This window comes from Stenotrophomonas sp. AG209, assembly GCF_003550055.1.
Lineage (GTDB): Bacteria > Pseudomonadota > Gammaproteobacteria > Xanthomonadales > Xanthomonadaceae > Stenotrophomonas.
This window is the reverse complement of the sequence record NZ_QXDB01000002.1, coordinates 710208-726633: the sequence shown is the minus strand read 5'-3', so window position 1 is coordinate 726633 and position 16426 is coordinate 710208. Positions and strand designations below refer to the sequence as shown.

At 67.6% G+C, this 16426-nt stretch carries 17 protein-coding genes; 6 read left to right on the top strand and 11 right to left on the bottom strand.

The window, feature by feature from the left end; translation table 11 throughout:
* The 6 genes from DFO63_RS15080 to ahpC form a co-directional block, all read right to left on the bottom strand.
* Positions 1-242, bottom strand: a 242-nt coding sequence (locus DFO63_RS15080) for a transposase (protein ID WP_147416455.1), incomplete at its 3' end; no start/stop codon positions are given.
* Between the two features lie 199 nt (positions 243-441).
* Positions 442-1398 carry a transaldolase gene (locus tag DFO63_RS15075; protein ID WP_119007258.1) on the bottom strand — a complete coding sequence of 319 codons (957 nt, stop codon included), beginning with the start codon at positions 1396-1398 and terminating at the stop codon, positions 442-444.
* A 50-nt stretch (positions 1399-1448) separates the two neighbouring features.
* Positions 1449-1853 (bottom strand): nucleoside diphosphate kinase regulator, encoded by a 405-nt coding sequence (gene rnk / locus DFO63_RS15070; protein WP_014036052.1) that lies wholly within the window; start codon positions 1851-1853, stop codon positions 1449-1451.
* A 123-nt stretch (positions 1854-1976) separates the two neighbouring features.
* Positions 1977-2939, bottom strand: coding sequence for a LysR substrate-binding domain-containing protein (locus DFO63_RS15065; RefSeq protein WP_014646003.1), 963 nt, complete (start codon positions 2937-2939; stop codon positions 1977-1979).
* Between the two features lie 85 nt (positions 2940-3024).
* Positions 3025-4617, bottom strand: coding sequence for an alkyl hydroperoxide reductase subunit F (ahpF, locus tag DFO63_RS15060; protein WP_119007257.1), 1593 nt, complete (start codon positions 4615-4617; stop codon positions 3025-3027).
* Between the two features lie 225 nt (positions 4618-4842).
* Entirely contained in the window at positions 4843-5406 is a 564-nt protein-coding gene (gene ahpC, locus DFO63_RS15055) for an alkyl hydroperoxide reductase subunit C (protein WP_014036055.1), read from the bottom strand.
* Between the two features lie 322 nt (positions 5407-5728).
* Here ahpC and prmC point away from each other — a divergent pair, with 322 nt between their 5' ends.
* Positions 5729-6586 (top strand): peptide chain release factor N(5)-glutamine methyltransferase, encoded by an 858-nt coding sequence (gene prmC, locus DFO63_RS15050; RefSeq protein ID WP_119007256.1) that lies wholly within the window; start codon positions 5729-5731, stop codon positions 6584-6586.
* Positions 6587-6634: 48 nt separating this feature from the next.
* Positions 6635-7576 (top strand): prolyl aminopeptidase, encoded by a 942-nt coding sequence (gene pip, locus DFO63_RS15045; protein ID WP_101764955.1) that lies wholly within the window; start codon positions 6635-6637, stop codon positions 7574-7576.
* Positions 7577-7715: 139 nt separating this feature from the next.
* Here the strand turns inward: pip and DFO63_RS15040 are convergent, their stop codons facing one another.
* On the bottom strand, positions 7716-8600 hold the full coding sequence (locus tag DFO63_RS15040; RefSeq protein ID WP_119007273.1) for a LysR family transcriptional regulator: 885 nt from the start codon (positions 8598-8600) through the stop codon (positions 7716-7718).
* A 105-nt stretch (positions 8601-8705) separates the two neighbouring features.
* On the opposite strand from DFO63_RS15040, the gene DFO63_RS15035 reads away from it, so the two are divergent.
* The 3 genes from DFO63_RS15035 to DFO63_RS22365 are packed head-to-tail and all read left to right on the top strand — an operon-like array spanning position 8706 to position 10791.
* Positions 8706-10124 (top strand): MFS transporter, encoded by a 1419-nt coding sequence (locus tag DFO63_RS15035; RefSeq protein ID WP_049443149.1) that lies wholly within the window; start codon positions 8706-8708, stop codon positions 10122-10124.
* A complete protein-coding gene (locus DFO63_RS15030; RefSeq protein ID WP_259337435.1) occupies positions 10121-10663 on the top strand; it encodes a hypothetical protein in 543 nt (180 codons plus the stop codon). The genes DFO63_RS15035 and DFO63_RS15030 overlap by 4 nt, the downstream gene beginning before the upstream one ends.
* Positions 10663-10791 carry a hypothetical protein gene (locus DFO63_RS22365; protein WP_259337434.1) on the top strand — a complete coding sequence of 43 codons (129 nt, stop codon included), beginning with the start codon at positions 10663-10665 and terminating at the stop codon, positions 10789-10791. The genes DFO63_RS15030 and DFO63_RS22365 overlap by 1 nt, the downstream gene beginning before the upstream one ends.
* Positions 10792-10862: 71 nt before the next feature.
* Here DFO63_RS22365 and DFO63_RS15025 read toward each other — a convergent pair whose 3' ends face one another.
* The 4 genes from DFO63_RS15025 to DFO63_RS15010 are packed head-to-tail and all read right to left on the bottom strand — an operon-like array spanning position 10863 to position 13732.
* The gene (locus DFO63_RS15025; protein ID WP_119007255.1) at positions 10863-11660 is read right to left on the bottom strand and encodes an N-formylglutamate amidohydrolase; all 798 of its coding nucleotides are present in this window, start codon (positions 11658-11660) and stop codon (positions 10863-10865) included.
* The gene (locus DFO63_RS15020) at positions 11653-12207 is read right to left on the bottom strand and encodes an NUDIX hydrolase (protein WP_075675308.1); all 555 of its coding nucleotides are present in this window, start codon (positions 12205-12207) and stop codon (positions 11653-11655) included. The genes DFO63_RS15025 and DFO63_RS15020 overlap by 8 nt, the downstream gene beginning before the upstream one ends.
* Positions 12204-13154: a 5'-3' exonuclease H3TH domain-containing protein gene (locus DFO63_RS15015; RefSeq protein ID WP_119007254.1), complete on the bottom strand. Its 951-nt coding sequence runs from the start codon at positions 13152-13154 to the stop codon at positions 12204-12206. The genes DFO63_RS15020 and DFO63_RS15015 overlap by 4 nt, the downstream gene beginning before the upstream one ends.
* Positions 13151-13732 (bottom strand): nitroreductase, encoded by a 582-nt coding sequence (locus DFO63_RS15010; RefSeq protein ID WP_119007272.1) that lies wholly within the window; start codon positions 13730-13732, stop codon positions 13151-13153. The genes DFO63_RS15015 and DFO63_RS15010 overlap by 4 nt, the downstream gene beginning before the upstream one ends.
* A 331-nt stretch (positions 13733-14063) precedes the next feature.
* Here DFO63_RS15010 and DFO63_RS15005 point away from each other — a divergent pair, with 331 nt between their 5' ends.
* Positions 14064-16385: a DUF1631 domain-containing protein gene (locus DFO63_RS15005; protein WP_101764961.1), complete on the top strand. Its 2322-nt coding sequence runs from the start codon at positions 14064-14066 to the stop codon at positions 16383-16385.
* Positions 16386-16426: the final 41 nt, after the last annotated feature.

The following is a 16426-nucleotide window of genomic DNA, read 5'->3' as shown; positions in this document are numbered from 1 at the left end:
TCCATCTTCAGATTGGCGTTCTCGGCCCGAAGGCGGCTGATCTCGCTTTCCAGGTCAGTGGCCGGCCTGCGGGCCTCAGAGGTCAACGACCGGCCCGCACGGACCGCGTCAAGCCAATTTGCCAGTGTTTTGACGGACATTTCCAATTGGCGGGCCGCTGCGGCTGGGCCGAGCGACTCGGCCAGCTCCACGGCTTGGTGCTTGAACTCATCGGTGTAGCTACGACGGGTGATACGGGACATAAGGGACCTCCAAGTGCGATCAAAGTATCGCTTCTTGGCGTCCGCTGACGGGGGGGCCAGATCAGTCCGCCGCATGGATGCGGCGGCCAAGCCTCCAGGGATGGATTCACGGCGTCTCCCGCGAACCCAACCCGCCCGACCCAGCGCGGCTTTTGCTCTGAGCCCCCGCCACGAGGGGCTCAGCCGTTGGCCGGAATCCTCACAGTTCCGAACGAATGCGCGCGCGCAGTGCTTCCAGATCCTTGGCAAACGCATCGATACCGGTCGCCAGCTTCTCGGTCGCCATCGGATCGGCCGCCAGGTCGGCTGCGAACTTCGCCGCATCGATCGGGGTCACCGCCACGCCATCCGCCGCACCGGCCACCAGCTTGCGCGGCAGCTCGCCGTGGTCGGCGTCCAGCTTCTCCAGCAGGTCCGGCGAAATCGTCAGGCGGTCGCAGCCGGCCAGCGCTTCGATCTGCGCGGTCGAACGGAACGAGGCGCCCATCACCACCGTCGGCGAACCACGGCGCTTGAATTCGGCGTACACGCCGCGCACGAACTTCACGCCCGGGTCTTCGTCGATGCTGGCCGGGGTCTGGCCGTTGGCCACGTACCAATCGAGGATGCGGCCGACGAACGGCGAGATCAGGAACGCGCCGGCTTCGCTGCAGGCCAGGGCCTGGGTCGGGTTGAAGATCAGGGTCAGGTTGCAGTCGATGCCCTCGGCCTGCAGGATGCGCGCCGCTTCCACGCCTTCCCAGGTCGCGGCGATCTTGATCAGGATCTTCTCGCGGGGCACGCCGGCATCGGCGTACATCTGGATGAACTGGCGGGCCTTGGCCACGGTGGCGGCGGTGTCGTGGGCCTGGTCGGCATCCACTTCGGTGGACACGCGGCCCGGCACCAGCGTGCTCAGCAGCGCGCCGACGCCGATGGTCAGGCGGTCGGCCACGGCGTGCACCACGGCTTCGCGGTCGCCCGTCTGCTGGCGGCCCCAAGCCAGTTCGCGTTCGATCAGCTCGGCGTAGACCGGCAGGTCCAGCGCCTTCTTCACCAGGGTCGGGTTGGTGGTGCAGTCCACCGGCTGCAGGCGCTTGATCGCCTCGTAGTCACCGGTATCGGCAACGACCACGGACAGTTCGCGCAGCTGGGACAGTTTGGACGGGGTACTCATTACGGCTCCTGGTGCAGGGGGATCGAATCGCGCGCGGTGCGCAGCGGTAATCAGGGGCGGTCGTTGTGGACCGCGGTCACGCGCAGGCGCAGCTTGCGGCCGCCGGGCGCGTTCCAGTCGATGCTCTGGCCGATGGCCAGGCCCAGCAGGGCACTGCCGACCGGGGCCAGCACGGACACCTTGCCTTCATCGACGTTGGCTTCGCGGGGGAAGACCAGGGTCAGGACGTGTTTCTCGCCCGACACTTCATCTTCGCACTCCACGCGCGAATGCATCATGACGATGCCTTCGGGAATCTGGTCCGGCGCCAGCACGGTGGCCCGGTTGAGTTCTTCAGCAAGCGCGAGCGCGGCAGGCGTCTGGCTCAGCGCAGGGGATTCGAGCATGGCATCCAGGCGGTCCATGTCGAAGGTGGAAACGGTGATCGACGGCGGCAGGCCGCTGGCGGTGTTCATGGTGAAGCTCCTTGGTTGAAAGCCATGCAAAAGGCGGCACCTGCTGGCGCCGCCTGTCTGTATTGTGGGGACAAATGCGGCCGGAATCGACTCCTGCCGATTCCGGGCCGGTACTGCGGGGGCTCAGCCGTTCAGCGCGGGGCCGGGCAGGGCCGGTGCATCGCTGCCGGCATCGAGCGCCTCCAGCGTGAACAGCGCCTGCGGCAGGCGCTTGAACTGGTCGGCCAGCTCCATCAGGAAGTCGTTCATGGCCGAGCTGCGGCGCCAGATCATGGCGATGCGGCGGCTGGGACGGCCTTCGCCGGTGAAGTCGAGCAGGCGGATGTTGTTCGAGCGCGGCACCGGCGGCTGCACCGACAGGCTCGGCAGCAGGGTGATGCCGACGTCGGCGGCGACCATCTGCCGCAGCGTTTCCAGGCTGGTGGCGCGGAACTCGGACTTCTCGTTGGCGCCGAACAGGCGGCAGACTTCCAGCGCCTGGTCGCGCAGGCAATGGCCGTCTTCCAGCAGCAGCAGCTTCTGCGTGGCCAGTTCCTGCACGTCCAGGTGTTCGCGGCGGGCCAGCGGATGGCGCCCGGACACGGCCAGCAGGAACGGTTCCTCGAACAGGAATTCGGCATGCAGCTGGTCGTCGATCACCGGCAGGGCCAGCAGCGCGGCGTCGAGCTTGCCTTCGCGCAGGCGATCCAGCAGCACGTCGCTCTTTTCCTCGACCAGCAGCAGTTCCAGCTCCGGGAAGCGCTCGCGGATGCGCGGGATCACATGCGGCAGCAGGTACGGGCCGAGGGTCGGGAAGATCCCCAGGCGCACCGTACCGGCTTCCGGATCGCGGCTGCGTCGCGCCGCTTCCTTCAGCTGTTCCACTTCGGACACGATCACCCGTGCCCGTGCCGCCGCTTCCTGGCCGGCCGGGGTCAGCATCACCTTGCGCGGTGCGCGTTCCACCAGCGGCAGGCCCAGCTCTTCTTCCAGCTTGCGGATCTGCGTCGACAGCGTGGGCTGGCTGACGAAGCAGGAGGCGGCAGCCCGGCCGAAATGCTTGTGGTCGGCCAGGGCTACCAGGTACTTCAGATCACGTAGGTTCATCCTTACACCCCAGGGGTAACGGACCGGCTGACGGCGTGGTTACCCGACAGGCAGACAATGTTCCCGGTGATCTGGGAACGGTGGATCAGGCTGCTTCAGCAACGGCACCGCTGCTGTTGCTCACCGACGAGCGGATCAGGTGGTCGAACGCGCTCAGTGCGGCGGTCGAACCGGCGCCCATGGCGATGATGATCTGCTTGTAGGGCACCGTCGTGCAATCGCCAGCAGCGAACACGCCCGGCAGGTTGGTCTGGCCGCGGTCGTCGATGACGACCTCGCCACGCGGCGACAGCGCCACCACATCCTTCAGCCACTCGGTGTTGGGCAGCAGGCCGATCTGCACGAAGATGCCTTCCAGCTCGACGCGGTGGGCATCGCCGCCGACGCGGTCCTTGTAGACCAGGCCGGTGACGCGGCTGCCGTCGCCCAGCACTTCGGTGGTCTGCGCACTGGTCAGCACGGTGACGTTGGCCAGGCTGCGCAGCTTCTTCTGCAGCACTTCATCGGCGCGCAGGCTGGAATCGAACTCCAGCAGGGTTACATGCGACACGATGCCGGCCAGGTCGATGGCCGCTTCCACGCCGGAGTTGCCGCCGCCGATCACCGCCACGCGCTTGCCCTTGAAGAGCGGACCATCGCAATGCGGGCAGTAGGCCACGCCCTTGTTGCGGTACTGGTCTTCGCCCGGCACGTTCATCTGCCGCCAGCGCGCGCCGGTGGACAGGATCACCGAGCGCGACTTCAGCACCGCACCGTTCTCCAGCTGCACCTGCACCAGGCCGTCTTCACCGGCCGGCACCAGTGCACTGGCGCGCTGCAGGTTCATGATGTCCACCTCGTACTCGCGCACGTGCTGTTCCAGCGCCGTGGCCAACTTCGGGCCTTCGGTCTCCTTCACCGAAATGAAGTTCTCGATCGCCATCGTGTCCAGCACCTGGCCACCGAAACGCTCGGCGGCGATACCGGTGCGGATGCCCTTGCGTGCGGCATAGATCGCCGCTGCAGCGCCAGCCGGGCCACCGCCGACCACCAGCACGTCGAAAGCGTCCTTGGCGGCGATCTTCTCGGCATCGCGCTTGCTGGCATTGGTGTCCAGCTTGGCCACGATCTGCTCCAGGGTCATGCGGCCCTGGTCGAACACTTCACCGTTGAGGTACACGGTCGGCACCGACATGATCTCGCGCTGCTCGACTTCGTCCTGGAACAGGGCGCCGTCGATGGCCACGTGCTGGATGCGCGGGTTGAGCACCGCGGCCAGGTTCAGTGCCTGCACCACGTCCGGGCAGTTCTGGCAGGACAGCGAGAAGTAGGTTTCGAACTTGTATTCACCTTCCAGGTTCTGCACCTGCTCGATCAGCTCGGCGGTGGCCTTGGACGGGTGGCCGCCGACCTGCAGCAGCGCCAGCACCAGCGAGGTGAACTCGTGGCCCATCGGCAGGCCGGCGAAGGTCAGGTGGATGTCCTGGCCCGGGGTGCCCAGGTCGAAGGACGGCACGCGGCCCTGACCATCGCGCAGGACCTGCAGCGTGATCTTGTCCGACAGGCTTTCCAGGGTCTGCAGCAGTTCCAGCATTTCCTGCGACTTGGCGCCGTCGTCGGCGTGCGCGGTGATCTGGATCGGGCGGGTCACGCGCTCCAGATAGGTCTTCAGCTGCGACTGCAGGTTGGCGTCCAACATCGGGTCATCTCCTGGCTTCAGGCAAACAGGGGGCGTGGCACCGCTGTAGAAGGTAGCGGACCAGCAGGGGGTAGGGGTGAACCCAAGACAGCGACCGTGGAAGGTGCTGGCTGGCCAAGGCGGGCGTGCGTTGGCTGTCTTGGGTTCACCCCCACGCCGGCGGGGGGACCGGCACGGGGATGAAAGGCGCGCCATGGCGTGGGGCCACGGCAGGCCGGTACTGCTTTAGATCTTGCCGACCAGGTCCAGCGACGGGGTCAGGGTCTTCTCGCCTTCCTTCCACTTGGCCGGGCAGACCTGGTTCGGGTTGGCGGCGGTGAACTGGGCAGCCTTCAGCTTGCGCAGGGTCTCGGCGACGTCACGGGCGATCTCGTTGGAGTGGATCTCCAGGGTCTTGATCACGCCTTCCGGGTTGATGATGAAGGTGCCGCGCAGGGCCAGGCCCTCTTCTTCAATGTGCACGCCGAAGGCGCGGGTCAGCTGGTGGGTCGGGTCGCCGACCAGCGGGAACTGGGCCTTGCCGACGGCCGGCGAGGTTTCGTGCCACACCTTGTGCGAGAAGTGGGTGTCGGTGGTGACGATGTAGACCTCGGCGCCGGCCTTCTTGAACTCGGCGTAGTGGTCAGCGGCGTCTTCGATCTCGGTCGGGCAGTTGAAGGTGAAGGCGGCCGGCATGAAGATCAGGACGGACCACTGGCCCTTCAGGCTGTTGTCGGAAACCTTGATGAACTCGCCATTGTGGTAAGCGTTGGCTTCGAACGGCTGGATCTGGGTGTTGATGAGGGACATCATTTTTCCTCTGGTGAAGGGGAGTGGGTGAATCGACAGGAGCTAGGTTACCGATTCGCTCGCGATAAGAACAATCCATTGATTGCATCTATTTGATAGATGGAGTCTATCAAAGGCCCATGAGCCGGCACTGAACCTTGCCGCCCTCATCCTGCAACTGCCTGTGTGACAAGGGAAAGCCCCCGGAGGCGCAGAATGTGGCCGATAGCCCCTCCTTATTCCCTCCGCCAGAACCTGAACGGATTGCAGCTTTTGTAGAGCCGAGCCCATGCTCGGCTGCGGGTGGAGCAGCCGAGCATGGGCTCGGCTCTACAATTGCGGAATGTCTCTGCAACCCGAACCCACCCTGCGCCAGGTCGTGGCCGAGGCCAGTGCCCGCCTCGGCGGCGTCGAGGCCCGCCATGAGGCCGAACTGCTGCTGCTGCACGTGCTGGACCGCCCACGCAGCTGGCTGTTCGCGCATGCCACCGATCCGCTCGCCGCCGCCGACCAGGCCGCCTTCGAAGCGCTGTTGGCCCGCCGCGTGGCCGGCGAGCCGGTGGCCTACCTGACCGGCCGCCGCGGTTTCTGGACGCTGGACCTGGAGGTCGACCCGGCCACGCTGATCCCGCGTCCGGAAACCGAACTGCTGGTCGAGCTGGCGCTGGAGCGCCTGCCGCAGGACCGTGCGCTGCGGATGGCCGACCTGGGCACCGGCAGCGGCGCCATCGCGCTGGCGCTGGCCAGCGAGCGGCCACAGGCGCAGGTGCTGGCCACCGATGCCAGCCCGGGCGCGCTGGCCGTGGCCGCGCGCAATGCTGAGCGCCATGAACTGCGCAACGTCCGCTTCGCCGAGGGCGGGCACGACTGGTATGCGCCGCTGCAGGGCGTGCGGTTCGACCTGATCGCCAGCAACCCGCCGTACATCGCCAGCGACGACCCGCACCTGGCACAGGGCGACCTGCGCTTCGAACCGGCCACTGCGCTGGCCTCCGGCGTGGACGGGCTGGATGACATCCGCCGCATCGTCGACGGTGGCCAGGCCCACCTGCTGCCCGGCGCTTGGCTGCTGATCGAGCACGGTTGGGACCAGGGCGCGGCGATCCGCGCGCTGTTCGACGCCGCGGGTTTTGCGGAGGTGCAGACCGTGCAGGACCTGGAGCAGCGCGACCGGATCACCCTGGGCCGGCGTCCGGCCTAGAATGGAGGTTCTCCTGCCCCGGCAGGGCATCACCCTGGAGCTGCAAGCATGCGTACGCTGTACCCCGCCATCACCCCCTACGACGTCGGCACCCTGAAGGTCGACGACCGCCACACGCTGTACTTCGAACAGTGCGGCAACCCGGACGGCAAGCCGGTGGTGATGCTGCACGGTGGCCCGGGCGGTGGTTGCAGCGACAAGATGCGCCAGTTCCACGACCCGTCCAAGTACCGCATCATCCTGTTCGACCAGCGCGGTGCCGGCCGTTCCACTCCGCACGCGGACTTGGTGGACAACACCACCTGGGACCTCGTCGCCGATATCGAGAAGCTGCGTGAGCACCTCAAGGTTGATCGCTGGCAGGTGTTCGGCGGCAGCTGGGGCTCGACCCTGGCCCTGGCCTATGCCGAAACCCACCCGCAGCGCGTGACCGAACTGGTCCTGCGCGGCATCTTCATGCTGCGTCGCTGGGAGCTGGAATGGTTCTACCAGGAAGGCGCCAACCGCCTGTTCCCGGATGCGTGGGAGCATTACCTGAAGCCGATTCCGTCGGTGGAGCGTCATGACCTGATCTCGGCCTTCCACCGCCGCCTGACCAGCGACGACGAAACCACCCGCCTGGAAGCGGCCAAGGCGTGGGCGGTGTGGGAAGGCGCGACCAGCTTCCTGCACGTCGATGACGACTTCATCAACAGCCACGAAGACCCGCATTTCGCGCTGGCGTTTGCCCGCATCGAGAACCACTACTTCGTCAACGGCGGCTTCTTCGAGGTGGAAGACCAGCTGCTGCGCGACGCCCACCGCATCGCCAACATTCCCGGCGTGATCGTGCACGGCCGCTACGACGTGGTCTGCCCGCTGGCCAACGCCTGGGACCTGACCAAGGTGTGGCCGAAGGCGAAGCTGGAGATCACGCCGGCCTCGGGTCACTCGGCGTTCGAAGCCGAAAACGTGGACGCGCTGGTGCGCGCCACCGATAGCTTCGCCTGATCGGTAGCGCCGGGCCATGCCCGGCGCTACCTGCCCTCATCCACGCATGGCGTGGATCTACCACAGCCCGGTAGTGCCGGCCGCTGGCCGGCAACCCCGAAACGATTGGATCGGCGTAGGCGCCGGCCAGCGGCCGGCGCTACCACTCCCCGGCCAGCAACGCGTCGGCAAGCACCTGCAGCTTCGGCGAGTGCTGGCGCGACGGCGGGTAGATCAACGACAGCGCGCGGCTGCGGCCTTCAAATGGCTGCAGCACGCGCTGCAGGCGGCCATCGGCCAGCGCGTCGGCCACCGCGAAATCCATCACCTGCACGATGCCAATGCCGGCGATGGCCGCTTCCACCAGCGGATCGCCGCTGTCGAACACCATCCGCGTCGGTGGGGTGAACTCGCGCAGGTGTCCGTCCTGCAGGAACTGCCAGTCCACCAGCCGGCCACTGCGCAGGTTGCGCACCGCGAGGCACGCGTGATCCTGCAATGCGGTCACATCGTCCGGTGCGCCACAGCGCGCCAGATAGGCGGGGCTTGCCACCGTCACCCAGCGCAGCGGCCGCAGGGGGCGCGCGACGATGCGCTGGTCGGCGATGACGCCGGTGCGCAGCGCGGCATCGAAGCCTTCCTCCACCAGATCGACCAGGCGATCGCTGAGCACGGCTTCCACCTGCAGCTGCGGATGCTGCTGCAGCAACGGCGCCAGCAGCGGTACCAGCACCTTGCGCCCGAACATCGATGGCGCGCTGATCTTCAGCGTGCCTGAGGGCGTGCACGGACGGTCGGCCAACTGCCGTTCGGCATCGCCAAGGCCGGCCAGCAGCGGCGACACCTGTTCGACGAACTGGCGGCCGTCCGGGGTCAGTGCCACGTTGCGGGTGTTCCGCTGCAGCAACTTCACTCCCAGGCTGGCCTCCAGCCGACCGATCGCGCGCGACAGGCCGGATTGGCTCAGGCCCAGCTGGCCGGCGGCCACGGTGAAGCTGCGGGCTTCGGCCACCTGCACCAGCATGCGCACTGCATTGAGGTCCATCGAGGCTGCATTCATGCTGAAAATCATGACAGATATGGTCACTTAGGGGTTTATTGATTGGGCGGCATCAATGAGACTGCGTTCCCCCACCGTGCCAGACCGCCGATGCCTCCCCTCAAATACCCGCGCTGGGCGCTGACCCTGCTGGCCACCGCACAGCTGATCATCGCCCTGGATGCCACCATCATCTTCGTTGCCCTGCATGACATGGGGCGCGCGCTGCAGATCAACGCGCAGCAGCTGCAATGGGTGGTCAGTGCCTACACCGTAGCGTTCGGCGGCAGCCTGCTGCTGGGTGGGCGCGCTGCCGACCTGATCGGCCGTCGCCGCTTCTACCGGCTGGGCATGCTGCTGTTCGCGCTGGCCTCGCTGCTCGGCGCGTTGGCGCCGAATGCCACCCTGCTGATCATCGCGCGCGCGGCGCAGGGCATCGGCGCTGCACTGCTGTTCCCGGCCACGCTGGCGTTGATCAACACGCTGTATGCCGAAGGCCCGGTGCGCAACCGCGCGCTGGCGATCTGGAGCATGGCCAGCGCGGTCGGCCTGGCGCTGGGCACGCTGCTCGGTGGTGTGCTGACCCAGGCGTTCGGCTGGCCGGCGGTGCTGGCGGTGATCGTGCCGTTGGCCACGGCGTGCGCGGTCGCTGCCGGTGCGTGGTTGCCGGCCGATGGCCCGCGCGTGCAGGGCCGTTCCTTCGATCTGGCCGGTTGCCTCACCGTCACCGCCGGCGGCAGCCTGCTGGTCACCACCCTGGTGCAGGGCCCGGAGTGGGGCTGGACGGCGCCAGCTACGCTCATCTGCCTGCTGCTTTCAGCCGTACTGTTGACGGTGTTCGTACAGATCGAAAAGCGCAGCCGTGACCCGCTGATGCAGTTCGCGCTGCTGCGCCTGCCCGGCCTGCGCGCGGCACTCGGCCTGACCTTCGCCTTCATGAGCAGCTACGGCGTCCAGTACTACTTCCTGGCGCTCTACTTCCAGGACGGCTATGGCTGGAGCCCGCTGCAGGCCGGCCTGGCCTTCCTGCTGCCGACATTGGTGTGCACCTTCGGCATCCGCATTGCCGAACGCATGCTGCGGCGCCGTTCGCCACGGCAGGTGCTGGCCTGGGGCTTCGCGGCCGGTGCCATCGGCATCACCGCGGTGGCGCTGGCGATGCCGCATGGCGCAGGTTACTGGCCGCTGCTGCCGGGCATCGTGGTGCTCAGCGTGGGCCAGGGCATGAGCTGGACGGCGATGTGGATCGTGGCCGGACAGGGCGTGCCGGGGCCGCAGCAGGGAGTGGCGTCCGGCATGGCCGCCACCGCACAGCAGATCGGCGGCGCGTTGGGACTGGCGGTACTGGTGATGGTGGCCAACGCCGCGCGCGGCACGCAGGCGGCAACCAGTCCTGATGCGCTGCAGGGCATGGTCAATGCACAGTACGGCGCCGCGCTGTTCGCCGCGTTCGGCGTGGTGATCGCGCTGGGCCTGCGCCCGGCACCGGTAGACTCGGCAGTGACCGCCTGCCTGGGCAACGACGCATGATCGAACTGCTGGACCTTCAACAGACTCTGTGCGCCTTTGCGGCCTGCAACGATGACGATGCGGTGTACGCCTCCTTCGGTTGGGTGCACGCCACCGGGGGCGATCTGCTGCAGGCGCGTTTCTGGTTGCCGGCGGATGAAGACGCGGCGTTCGACGACGGCGGTGATGTCCCCGCCGAAGCGCGCGCGCTGGGCCTGTCCACCTTTCTTGAACCGGCGACTTTCGCCGACGTGCTCGACGTGCAGAAGCGGCAGCGGCCGCTGTCCACGCTGGCCGACCATGCACGGGCGCTGGCGTACTACGCCGAGTCGATGCCTTCCAGCAGGTTGAAGGTATCGACGAGGCACTGGGCGAAGCGGGTGTTGGGGAACAGGCGGCGGCACGCGAGGCCGGCATTGGTGCGGGCATCTTCGCGTCGTTTGATCTGGTGCTGGTCGCGTGTCCGGAGGCGCAGGTCAAGGCAGTGGCCCAGCGCGTGGCGCGCCTGCTGGAGATTCCGGTGGGCGACGCGCTGCCGCGCTGTCGTGGGTTGCCGCTGATGCTGGGAGAAGCACTGGACCGCAAGCGTGCGCAGGAGATCAAGGATGACTTCGCGGCCATTGGCGCAACGCTGCAGGTGCGCGGTTTCAAGCCGTTCCCGTGGATGGATGTTCCCGTATTGCGTTGAACAACACCATCCACGCATGGCGTGGATCTACTGGGGTATCGCGAGTAGATCCACGCCATGCGTGGATGGGATCACGCCAGGGCCAGCAACTGCGGCTGCAACGTGCTGAAGATCCGCGCCAGCCGCTCCGCCCATGCCTGCTGCCCGGCGGCATCGGCGATCAGGTCCTGGCGGATTTCCAGTTCCACATGCACCAGGCCGCGCCCTTCGCCATGCACCGGTACCGCGTAGTCGCTGGTACTGCTGACCGAATACGGTTCGTTGTCACCCACCACCAGGTCGCCTTCATCGCGCAGTGCCTGCAGCAGCGCATGCGCAAAGCGCGTGTCCTGGTGGTACAGCACACCGGCATGCCACGGCCGCTGCATGCCGTTCATCACCGGGGTGAAGCTGTGCATCATCACCAGCAGGGTGGGGCGGCCGGCATCGCGGCGTGCATCCAGTTCCGCGTCGATGCGCGCGTGGTAGGGCGCGTGGATCGCATCGATGCGCTGTTGCCGCTGTGCTGCCGAAAGCCCGGCATTGCCCGGGACCACGGTGTGGTCGCTCACTTCCGGAATAAGCGTCGGCGAGGCCAGTGGGCGGTTGCAGTCGATCAGTAGCCGCGAATAGGTCTGTTCGATCGCCCAGGCATCCAGACGTTCGGCCAGTGCACGAGTGGTGCCAGCAATGCCGATGTCCCAGCCGATGTGGCGGTCAAGTTCGGCCTGCGCCAGGCCAAGCCTGCCCAGAGCACGCGGCACCTGCTGGCCGGCGTGGTCAGCCAGCAGCAGGTACGGCGAGGCGCCCTGCGGCCGGTGGAGGCTGTAGATCGCCGGATCGTCGGCGTCCAGCAGCGCCGGCAGTGCGTGCAGGTCGGCGTCAGCCACGCGGGCGCCCGTCCAGGTGGTGCTCGATCATCCACAGGCCGGCCCACAGCTTGGCATCCAGCTCGTAGCCTTCGCCCATCTTCTGCACCAGCCACGCCGCCGCCTGTGCACGCGGAATCTCGTGCACGGTGATGTCTTCGCTGTCATCGCCGCCACCTTCGCCGATCCGGCGCAGGCCGGTGGCACGTACGAAGGCGATCTTCTCGCTGCTGGCGCCGGAAGACGTCGGGCCGATCATCAGCACTTCGGCGTGGTCGGCGGTCCAGCCGGTTTCTTCTTCCAGCTCGCGCACGGCCGAGACTTCGATCGATTCGCCCGCATCGATGTCGCCGACCAGGCCGGCCGGCATTTCGATGGTGGGGGCCTGCAGCGGTACGCGGAACTGCTCGACGAACAGCACCTTGTCCTCCGGGGTGACGGCGATGATGATCGCGGCCAGGCCACCGGCATGGGTACGTTCGCTGTATTCCCAGGTGCCGCGCACCAGCATGCGCTGGTACTTGCCTTCATAGACGACGCGCGGGGCTTCGGTGTTGCGCTGGCTCATGCGGGCTCGCTGGAATTGGAAAAGGATGGAGTGGGAACGGGATCGGCCACGCCAGCGGCATCGAACAGCCGGCGGCGGGTCATCGGGCCGAAGCGCAGGGTCTGGCACAGGCCACCGAGCAGCTCGGGATCGGCGGTCTGGCGCAGCAGGCCGGGTTGGCTGCCTTCCAGCGGCGCGTCCAGCGCGATGGTGGTCAGCTGGCGCCAGAGCAGGGCATGCTCGCGCTGCTCGCGCAGGCGCACGGCCATCTGCGCGGCACCGCGCAGGCGCAGGAACGGCACTTCGTCCAGGCGTTCGTACAGCGCATCCATGCTGCCGAAGTGGGCCAGCAGCACGGCGGCGGACTTGCTGCCGACACCACTGACACCGGGAATGTTGTCCACCGCATCGCCGCACAGCGCCAGGTAGTCGGCGATCTGGTGTGCGTGCACGCCATGTCGCGCCTTCACGCCGGCCACGTCCCAGCGCTGGTTGCGCGCGTAGTCCCACTGTTCGTCGTGGTCGAGCAGCAGCTGCGACAGGTCCTTGTCGGCGGAGATGATCACCCCGCGATGGCTGCCGCGGTGCACGTGCAGGGCGCTGCCGATCAGGTCGTCGGCCTCGTATTCGTGGTGGGCCAGGACGGCAAGGCCCAACGCCGCGCACAGCGCCTTGCAGTGCACGAACTGGCGCTTGAGCGCCTCCGGTGCCGGATCACGGTTGGCCTTGTAGGCCGGATACAGCCGGTGGCGGAAGCCGCTGTCGAGCGCTTCGTCGAAGGCGATGGCGATGTGCCGCGGGCGCTCGCGCTCCAGCAGGTCCAGCAGGAAGCGGGCGAAGCCGTGCACTGCATTGGTCGGCCAGCCCTGGGCGTCCTGGAACTGGTCCGGCAGCGAGTGCCAGGCGCGGAACACGTAGATGCTGGCGTCGACCAGGTACAGCGACGGCGGCGGAGCCGGCAGGGTCATGCCGGCGGCGTCCAGTCGCGCAGCAGGGCCGCCGGGTCGGGGCGCTCGCGTTCGGGGACGGCGGCCTTCGGCGTGCCGATATGGATGAAACCGGCAATGCCTTCGCCCTCGGACAGCCCCAGATAGGCGTGCACGGCCGGATCGAAGGCCATCCAGGCAGTCAGCCACTGTGCGCCGAAGCCCATCGCCTGCGCGGCCTGCAGCAGGGCGAAGCAGACGCAGCCGGCGGTCATCAGCTGTTCCTGTTCGGGCACCTTCGGGTCCGGGCGCGGGCTGGCGACCACCACGATCACCAGCGGGGCGTGGCTGAAACGCTGACGGTCCTTCTCGAACACGGCCTCGCCGGCATGCGGGTCGCGCTGGCGGCTGCGTTCGGCCAGGAAGTCGCCCAGAGTGTGACGTGCATCGCCGGCGATTTTCAGGAAGCGGAACGGCACGCGCTTGCCGTGGTCGGGCACGCGCACCGCCGAGGCCAGCATCCGCTGCAGGGTGGCCGGGTCCGGTCCGGGCTCGCCCAGTTGCCGCGAGGGCACCGAGCGGCGGGCATCCAGGGCAAGCAGGGCAGCGGGGTCGGGCATGGAGTCTGAACCGGTCATCACGGGTGTTTGATTATAGTCGGGGTGGTCAATGACGCCGTCTGTGTCGCGTCCGGCCCCTGAATACCAAACTGTGATGAACATCATGCCACTGGCGGGAAACGGACAGCCGCTTCCCCTCGCCTCGTGGGCCTTGCACGGCTTACGATATCTGTCTTGCCGGGCCGCCGGTCATGAGGTTTGAAGTGAGGACTGTTTCACTGTCCGTGACGGGCTGGCCGGCCTACCATCGACGTTCCGGTACATGGGGTGTGCCGGTCGTCGCGATGTCCATGCTGTCTGTCGTACCAGAGAAGGTGGGGAGCCTTCCCGAATGATGAGCGTGCCCACACCGATGGGATCGCCGGGCCGTGACCCGGCCCAGCTCCAGCTTGCCCGGGACATGGTCCTGCCGGCGCTGTGCCAGGCCTTCGGGGCCGCACTGGCGCGTTTCGACGATGCCCTGTTCGACCGTGCCGGCAATGCCGGCTCGTCGCAGTTGCTGTTCCTGGACGCGATGCGCGAACTGCGCCGCCGCCGTGAGGACATCGCTGCGGCCTTTGCCGGCCACCTGCAGCAGGCCTGGACCGCCTTGGCGGCCGGTGAGCCGCTGTCGGCCGAGGCGACCCTGTCCGGACCCGCCGAGGATGGCCTGAGCCTGCTGGCCGAACACGTACTGGAATCGCGGTTGGCGGTGCGCAATTTCGCCACTGTGCTGCTGCGCGACTTCAAGCCGGTGCTGGCGCGGCTGGACCGTCGCCTGGGCCGGTTGATCGGCAGCGCGGAACTGGACGCCGACCACAATCCGATCAGCCCCGAGCATCTGGGCGTGGCCATCCACGAGGCCTTTGCCGGCTGCGAACTGGCCCCGGAAGTACATCTGGTGCTGATCAAGCTGTGCGAGCGCGACCTGCGCGCTCCGGTCGGCCGCATCTACGAGAAGCTGGACGAGCAGCTGGCCGCGGCCGGGGTGATGTCGCAGATGGGTGCGCCGCAGCGCCCGCTGTCGGCCGCGCCGGATCCGCGCATGGCCGGGGTGCTGGATGATCTGGTCGAACAGCGACAGGCTGCAGGCTTCGATCCCGGACTCAGCGACGACGAACAGGCCGCACCGGCCTGGGCGCAGCGCTTTGCCGCGCGCTGGTCCGAGCGCCGCGGCCACATGCAGCAGCACCTGGGGGGCGAGGAAGGTGGCGCCGGCGAGGCCTACGCAGGCCAGCAGGGCATGCTGCTGGAAGCGCTGCACGAACTGCTGCAGCAGACCCGCCATGTGCGTGAGGACGCGACGTCGGCCGCACAGGTGGCGATCGGCCAGCAGCGTCCGCTCAGCCAGCGCGAAATGATGTCGGTGCTGTCGCTGCTGCAGGCCACGCCCAGTGCGACGCTGCGTGCAGCCATCGGCGAGGACGGCGAATCGCTGGCGCAACGGCTGAAGAGCGAAGTGCTGTCCAGCGCCACCCAGCTTGGCGTGGATCCTGGCCAGACCCGCCTGGATCCGCAGGACGAGGATGCGATCGACCTGGTCGGCATGCTGTTCGACGTGATGCTGGATGAACGTGAACTGGAAGGCCGCTCGCGCGAACTGATCGGGCGCCTGGTGGTGCCTTTCGTCAAGGTCGCCATGCTCGACCGCCGCATGTTCGTGCAGAAGACCCATCCGGCGCGCAAGCTGCTCAACTCGCTGGCCGAGGCCTGCGAGGGCAACACCGGCGAGAGCCAGGCCGAGCGCATGCTGATGGCCAAGGTCGAGGAGATCATCGAGCGCCTGGTGGCCGAGTTCAACGAGAACCTGGCGATCTTCCTGACCCTGGAAGAAGAATTCCGCGAGTTTCTGGTGCAGCATCGCCGCCGCGTGGAAATCGCCGAGCGCCGTGCCGCGGAAACGCAGCGCGGGCAGGAAAAGCTGGAAATGGCCCGCAGCCGGGCCAGTGCGGAACTGGATCGTCGCATCGGTGATGCCACCCTGCCGCCGGCCATTGCCGAGTTCCTGCGCCAGCCCTGGCAGCACCACCTGACCCTGGCGCTGCTGCGCGAGGGCGAAGAAGGAGCGTCGGTGGCCGAGGCACTGAGCCTCGGCGACGGCCTGCTGGAGGAAGTGGCCGAGGCCCGCCGGCAGATTGTCGGCAAGCCGTGGCTGCAGGCCTGGCAGCCGGTGCTGGCCAAGGTGTTTGCCAGCGTCGGCGTGCACGGCGATGCGGCTACCGGGGCGATTGACGCCCTGCATGACACGTTGCAGGGCATCGCCGAGTCGCGGCCGGAACTGCAGCGCGCGCTGCCCGAGCTGCCGCAGGTCGCACTGCCGGCACCGCCGGTGGCTGAATCGCCAGCGGTGGAGCTCAGCGGGCAGATCGACGCCGATGATTTCGACAACGCCGATGCCGACCGCTTCCGACGCATGGAAATCGGCAACTGGTTGGACTTCGTCGACAAGGACGGCAAGGTCCAGGCGGGCAAGCTGTCCTGGGTCAGCCCGATTTCCTCGCGCCTGCTGTTCGTCAACCGTCGCGGCGTGCGCTTCTGCGTGGCCTCGCCGGAAGAGCTGGCGGTGATGGTGCGGCTGGGCCGCCTGCGTGCCCACGTTGACGATGGGGCCTTCGACAGCGCCATGCAGGGCGTGATCGACCGCCTCGACCCGGGCAGCGCCACCCTGCACTGAGTGCGGGCTGCCTGCTAGGATCGGGAAAACTCACCGATCAG

Coding starts and splice junctions, on each gene's coding strand:
- DFO63_RS15075 (WP_119007258.1), bottom strand. CDS start 1,398: ATGAGTACCCCGTCCAAACTGTCCCAGCTGCGCGAACTGTCCGTGGTC.
- rnk (WP_014036052.1), bottom strand. CDS start 1,853: ATGAACACCGCCAGCGGCCTGCCGCCGTCGATCACCGTTTCCACCTTC.
- DFO63_RS15065 (WP_014646003.1), bottom strand. CDS start 2,939: ATGAACCTACGTGATCTGAAGTACCTGGTAGCCCTGGCCGACCACAAG.
- ahpF (WP_119007257.1), bottom strand. CDS start 4,617: ATGTTGGACGCCAACCTGCAGTCGCAGCTGAAGACCTATCTGGAGCGC.
- ahpC (WP_014036055.1), bottom strand. CDS start 5,406: ATGTCCCTCATCAACACCCAGATCCAGCCGTTCGAAGCCAACGCTTAC.
- prmC (WP_119007256.1), top strand. CDS start 5,729: ATGTCTCTGCAACCCGAACCCACCCTGCGCCAGGTCGTGGCCGAGGCC.
- pip (WP_101764955.1), top strand. CDS start 6,635: ATGCGTACGCTGTACCCCGCCATCACCCCCTACGACGTCGGCACCCTG.
- DFO63_RS15040 (WP_119007273.1), bottom strand. CDS start 8,600: ATGGACCTCAATGCAGTGCGCATGCTGGTGCAGGTGGCCGAAGCCCGC.
- DFO63_RS15035 (WP_049443149.1), top strand. CDS start 8,706: ATGCCTCCCCTCAAATACCCGCGCTGGGCGCTGACCCTGCTGGCCACC.
- DFO63_RS15030 (WP_259337435.1), top strand. CDS start 10,121: ATGATCGAACTGCTGGACCTTCAACAGACTCTGTGCGCCTTTGCGGCC.
- DFO63_RS22365 (WP_259337434.1), top strand. CDS start 10,663: ATGCTGGGAGAAGCACTGGACCGCAAGCGTGCGCAGGAGATCAAGGAT.
- DFO63_RS15020 (WP_075675308.1), bottom strand. CDS start 12,207: ATGAGCCAGCGCAACACCGAAGCCCCGCGCGTCGTCTATGAAGGCAAG.
- DFO63_RS15015 (WP_119007254.1), bottom strand. CDS start 13,154: ATGACCCTGCCGGCTCCGCCGCCGTCGCTGTACCTGGTCGACGCCAGC.
- DFO63_RS15010 (WP_119007272.1), bottom strand. CDS start 13,732: ATGCCCGACCCCGCTGCCCTGCTTGCCCTGGATGCCCGCCGCTCGGTG.
- DFO63_RS15005 (WP_101764961.1), top strand. CDS start 14,064: ATGATGAGCGTGCCCACACCGATGGGATCGCCGGGCCGTGACCCGGCC.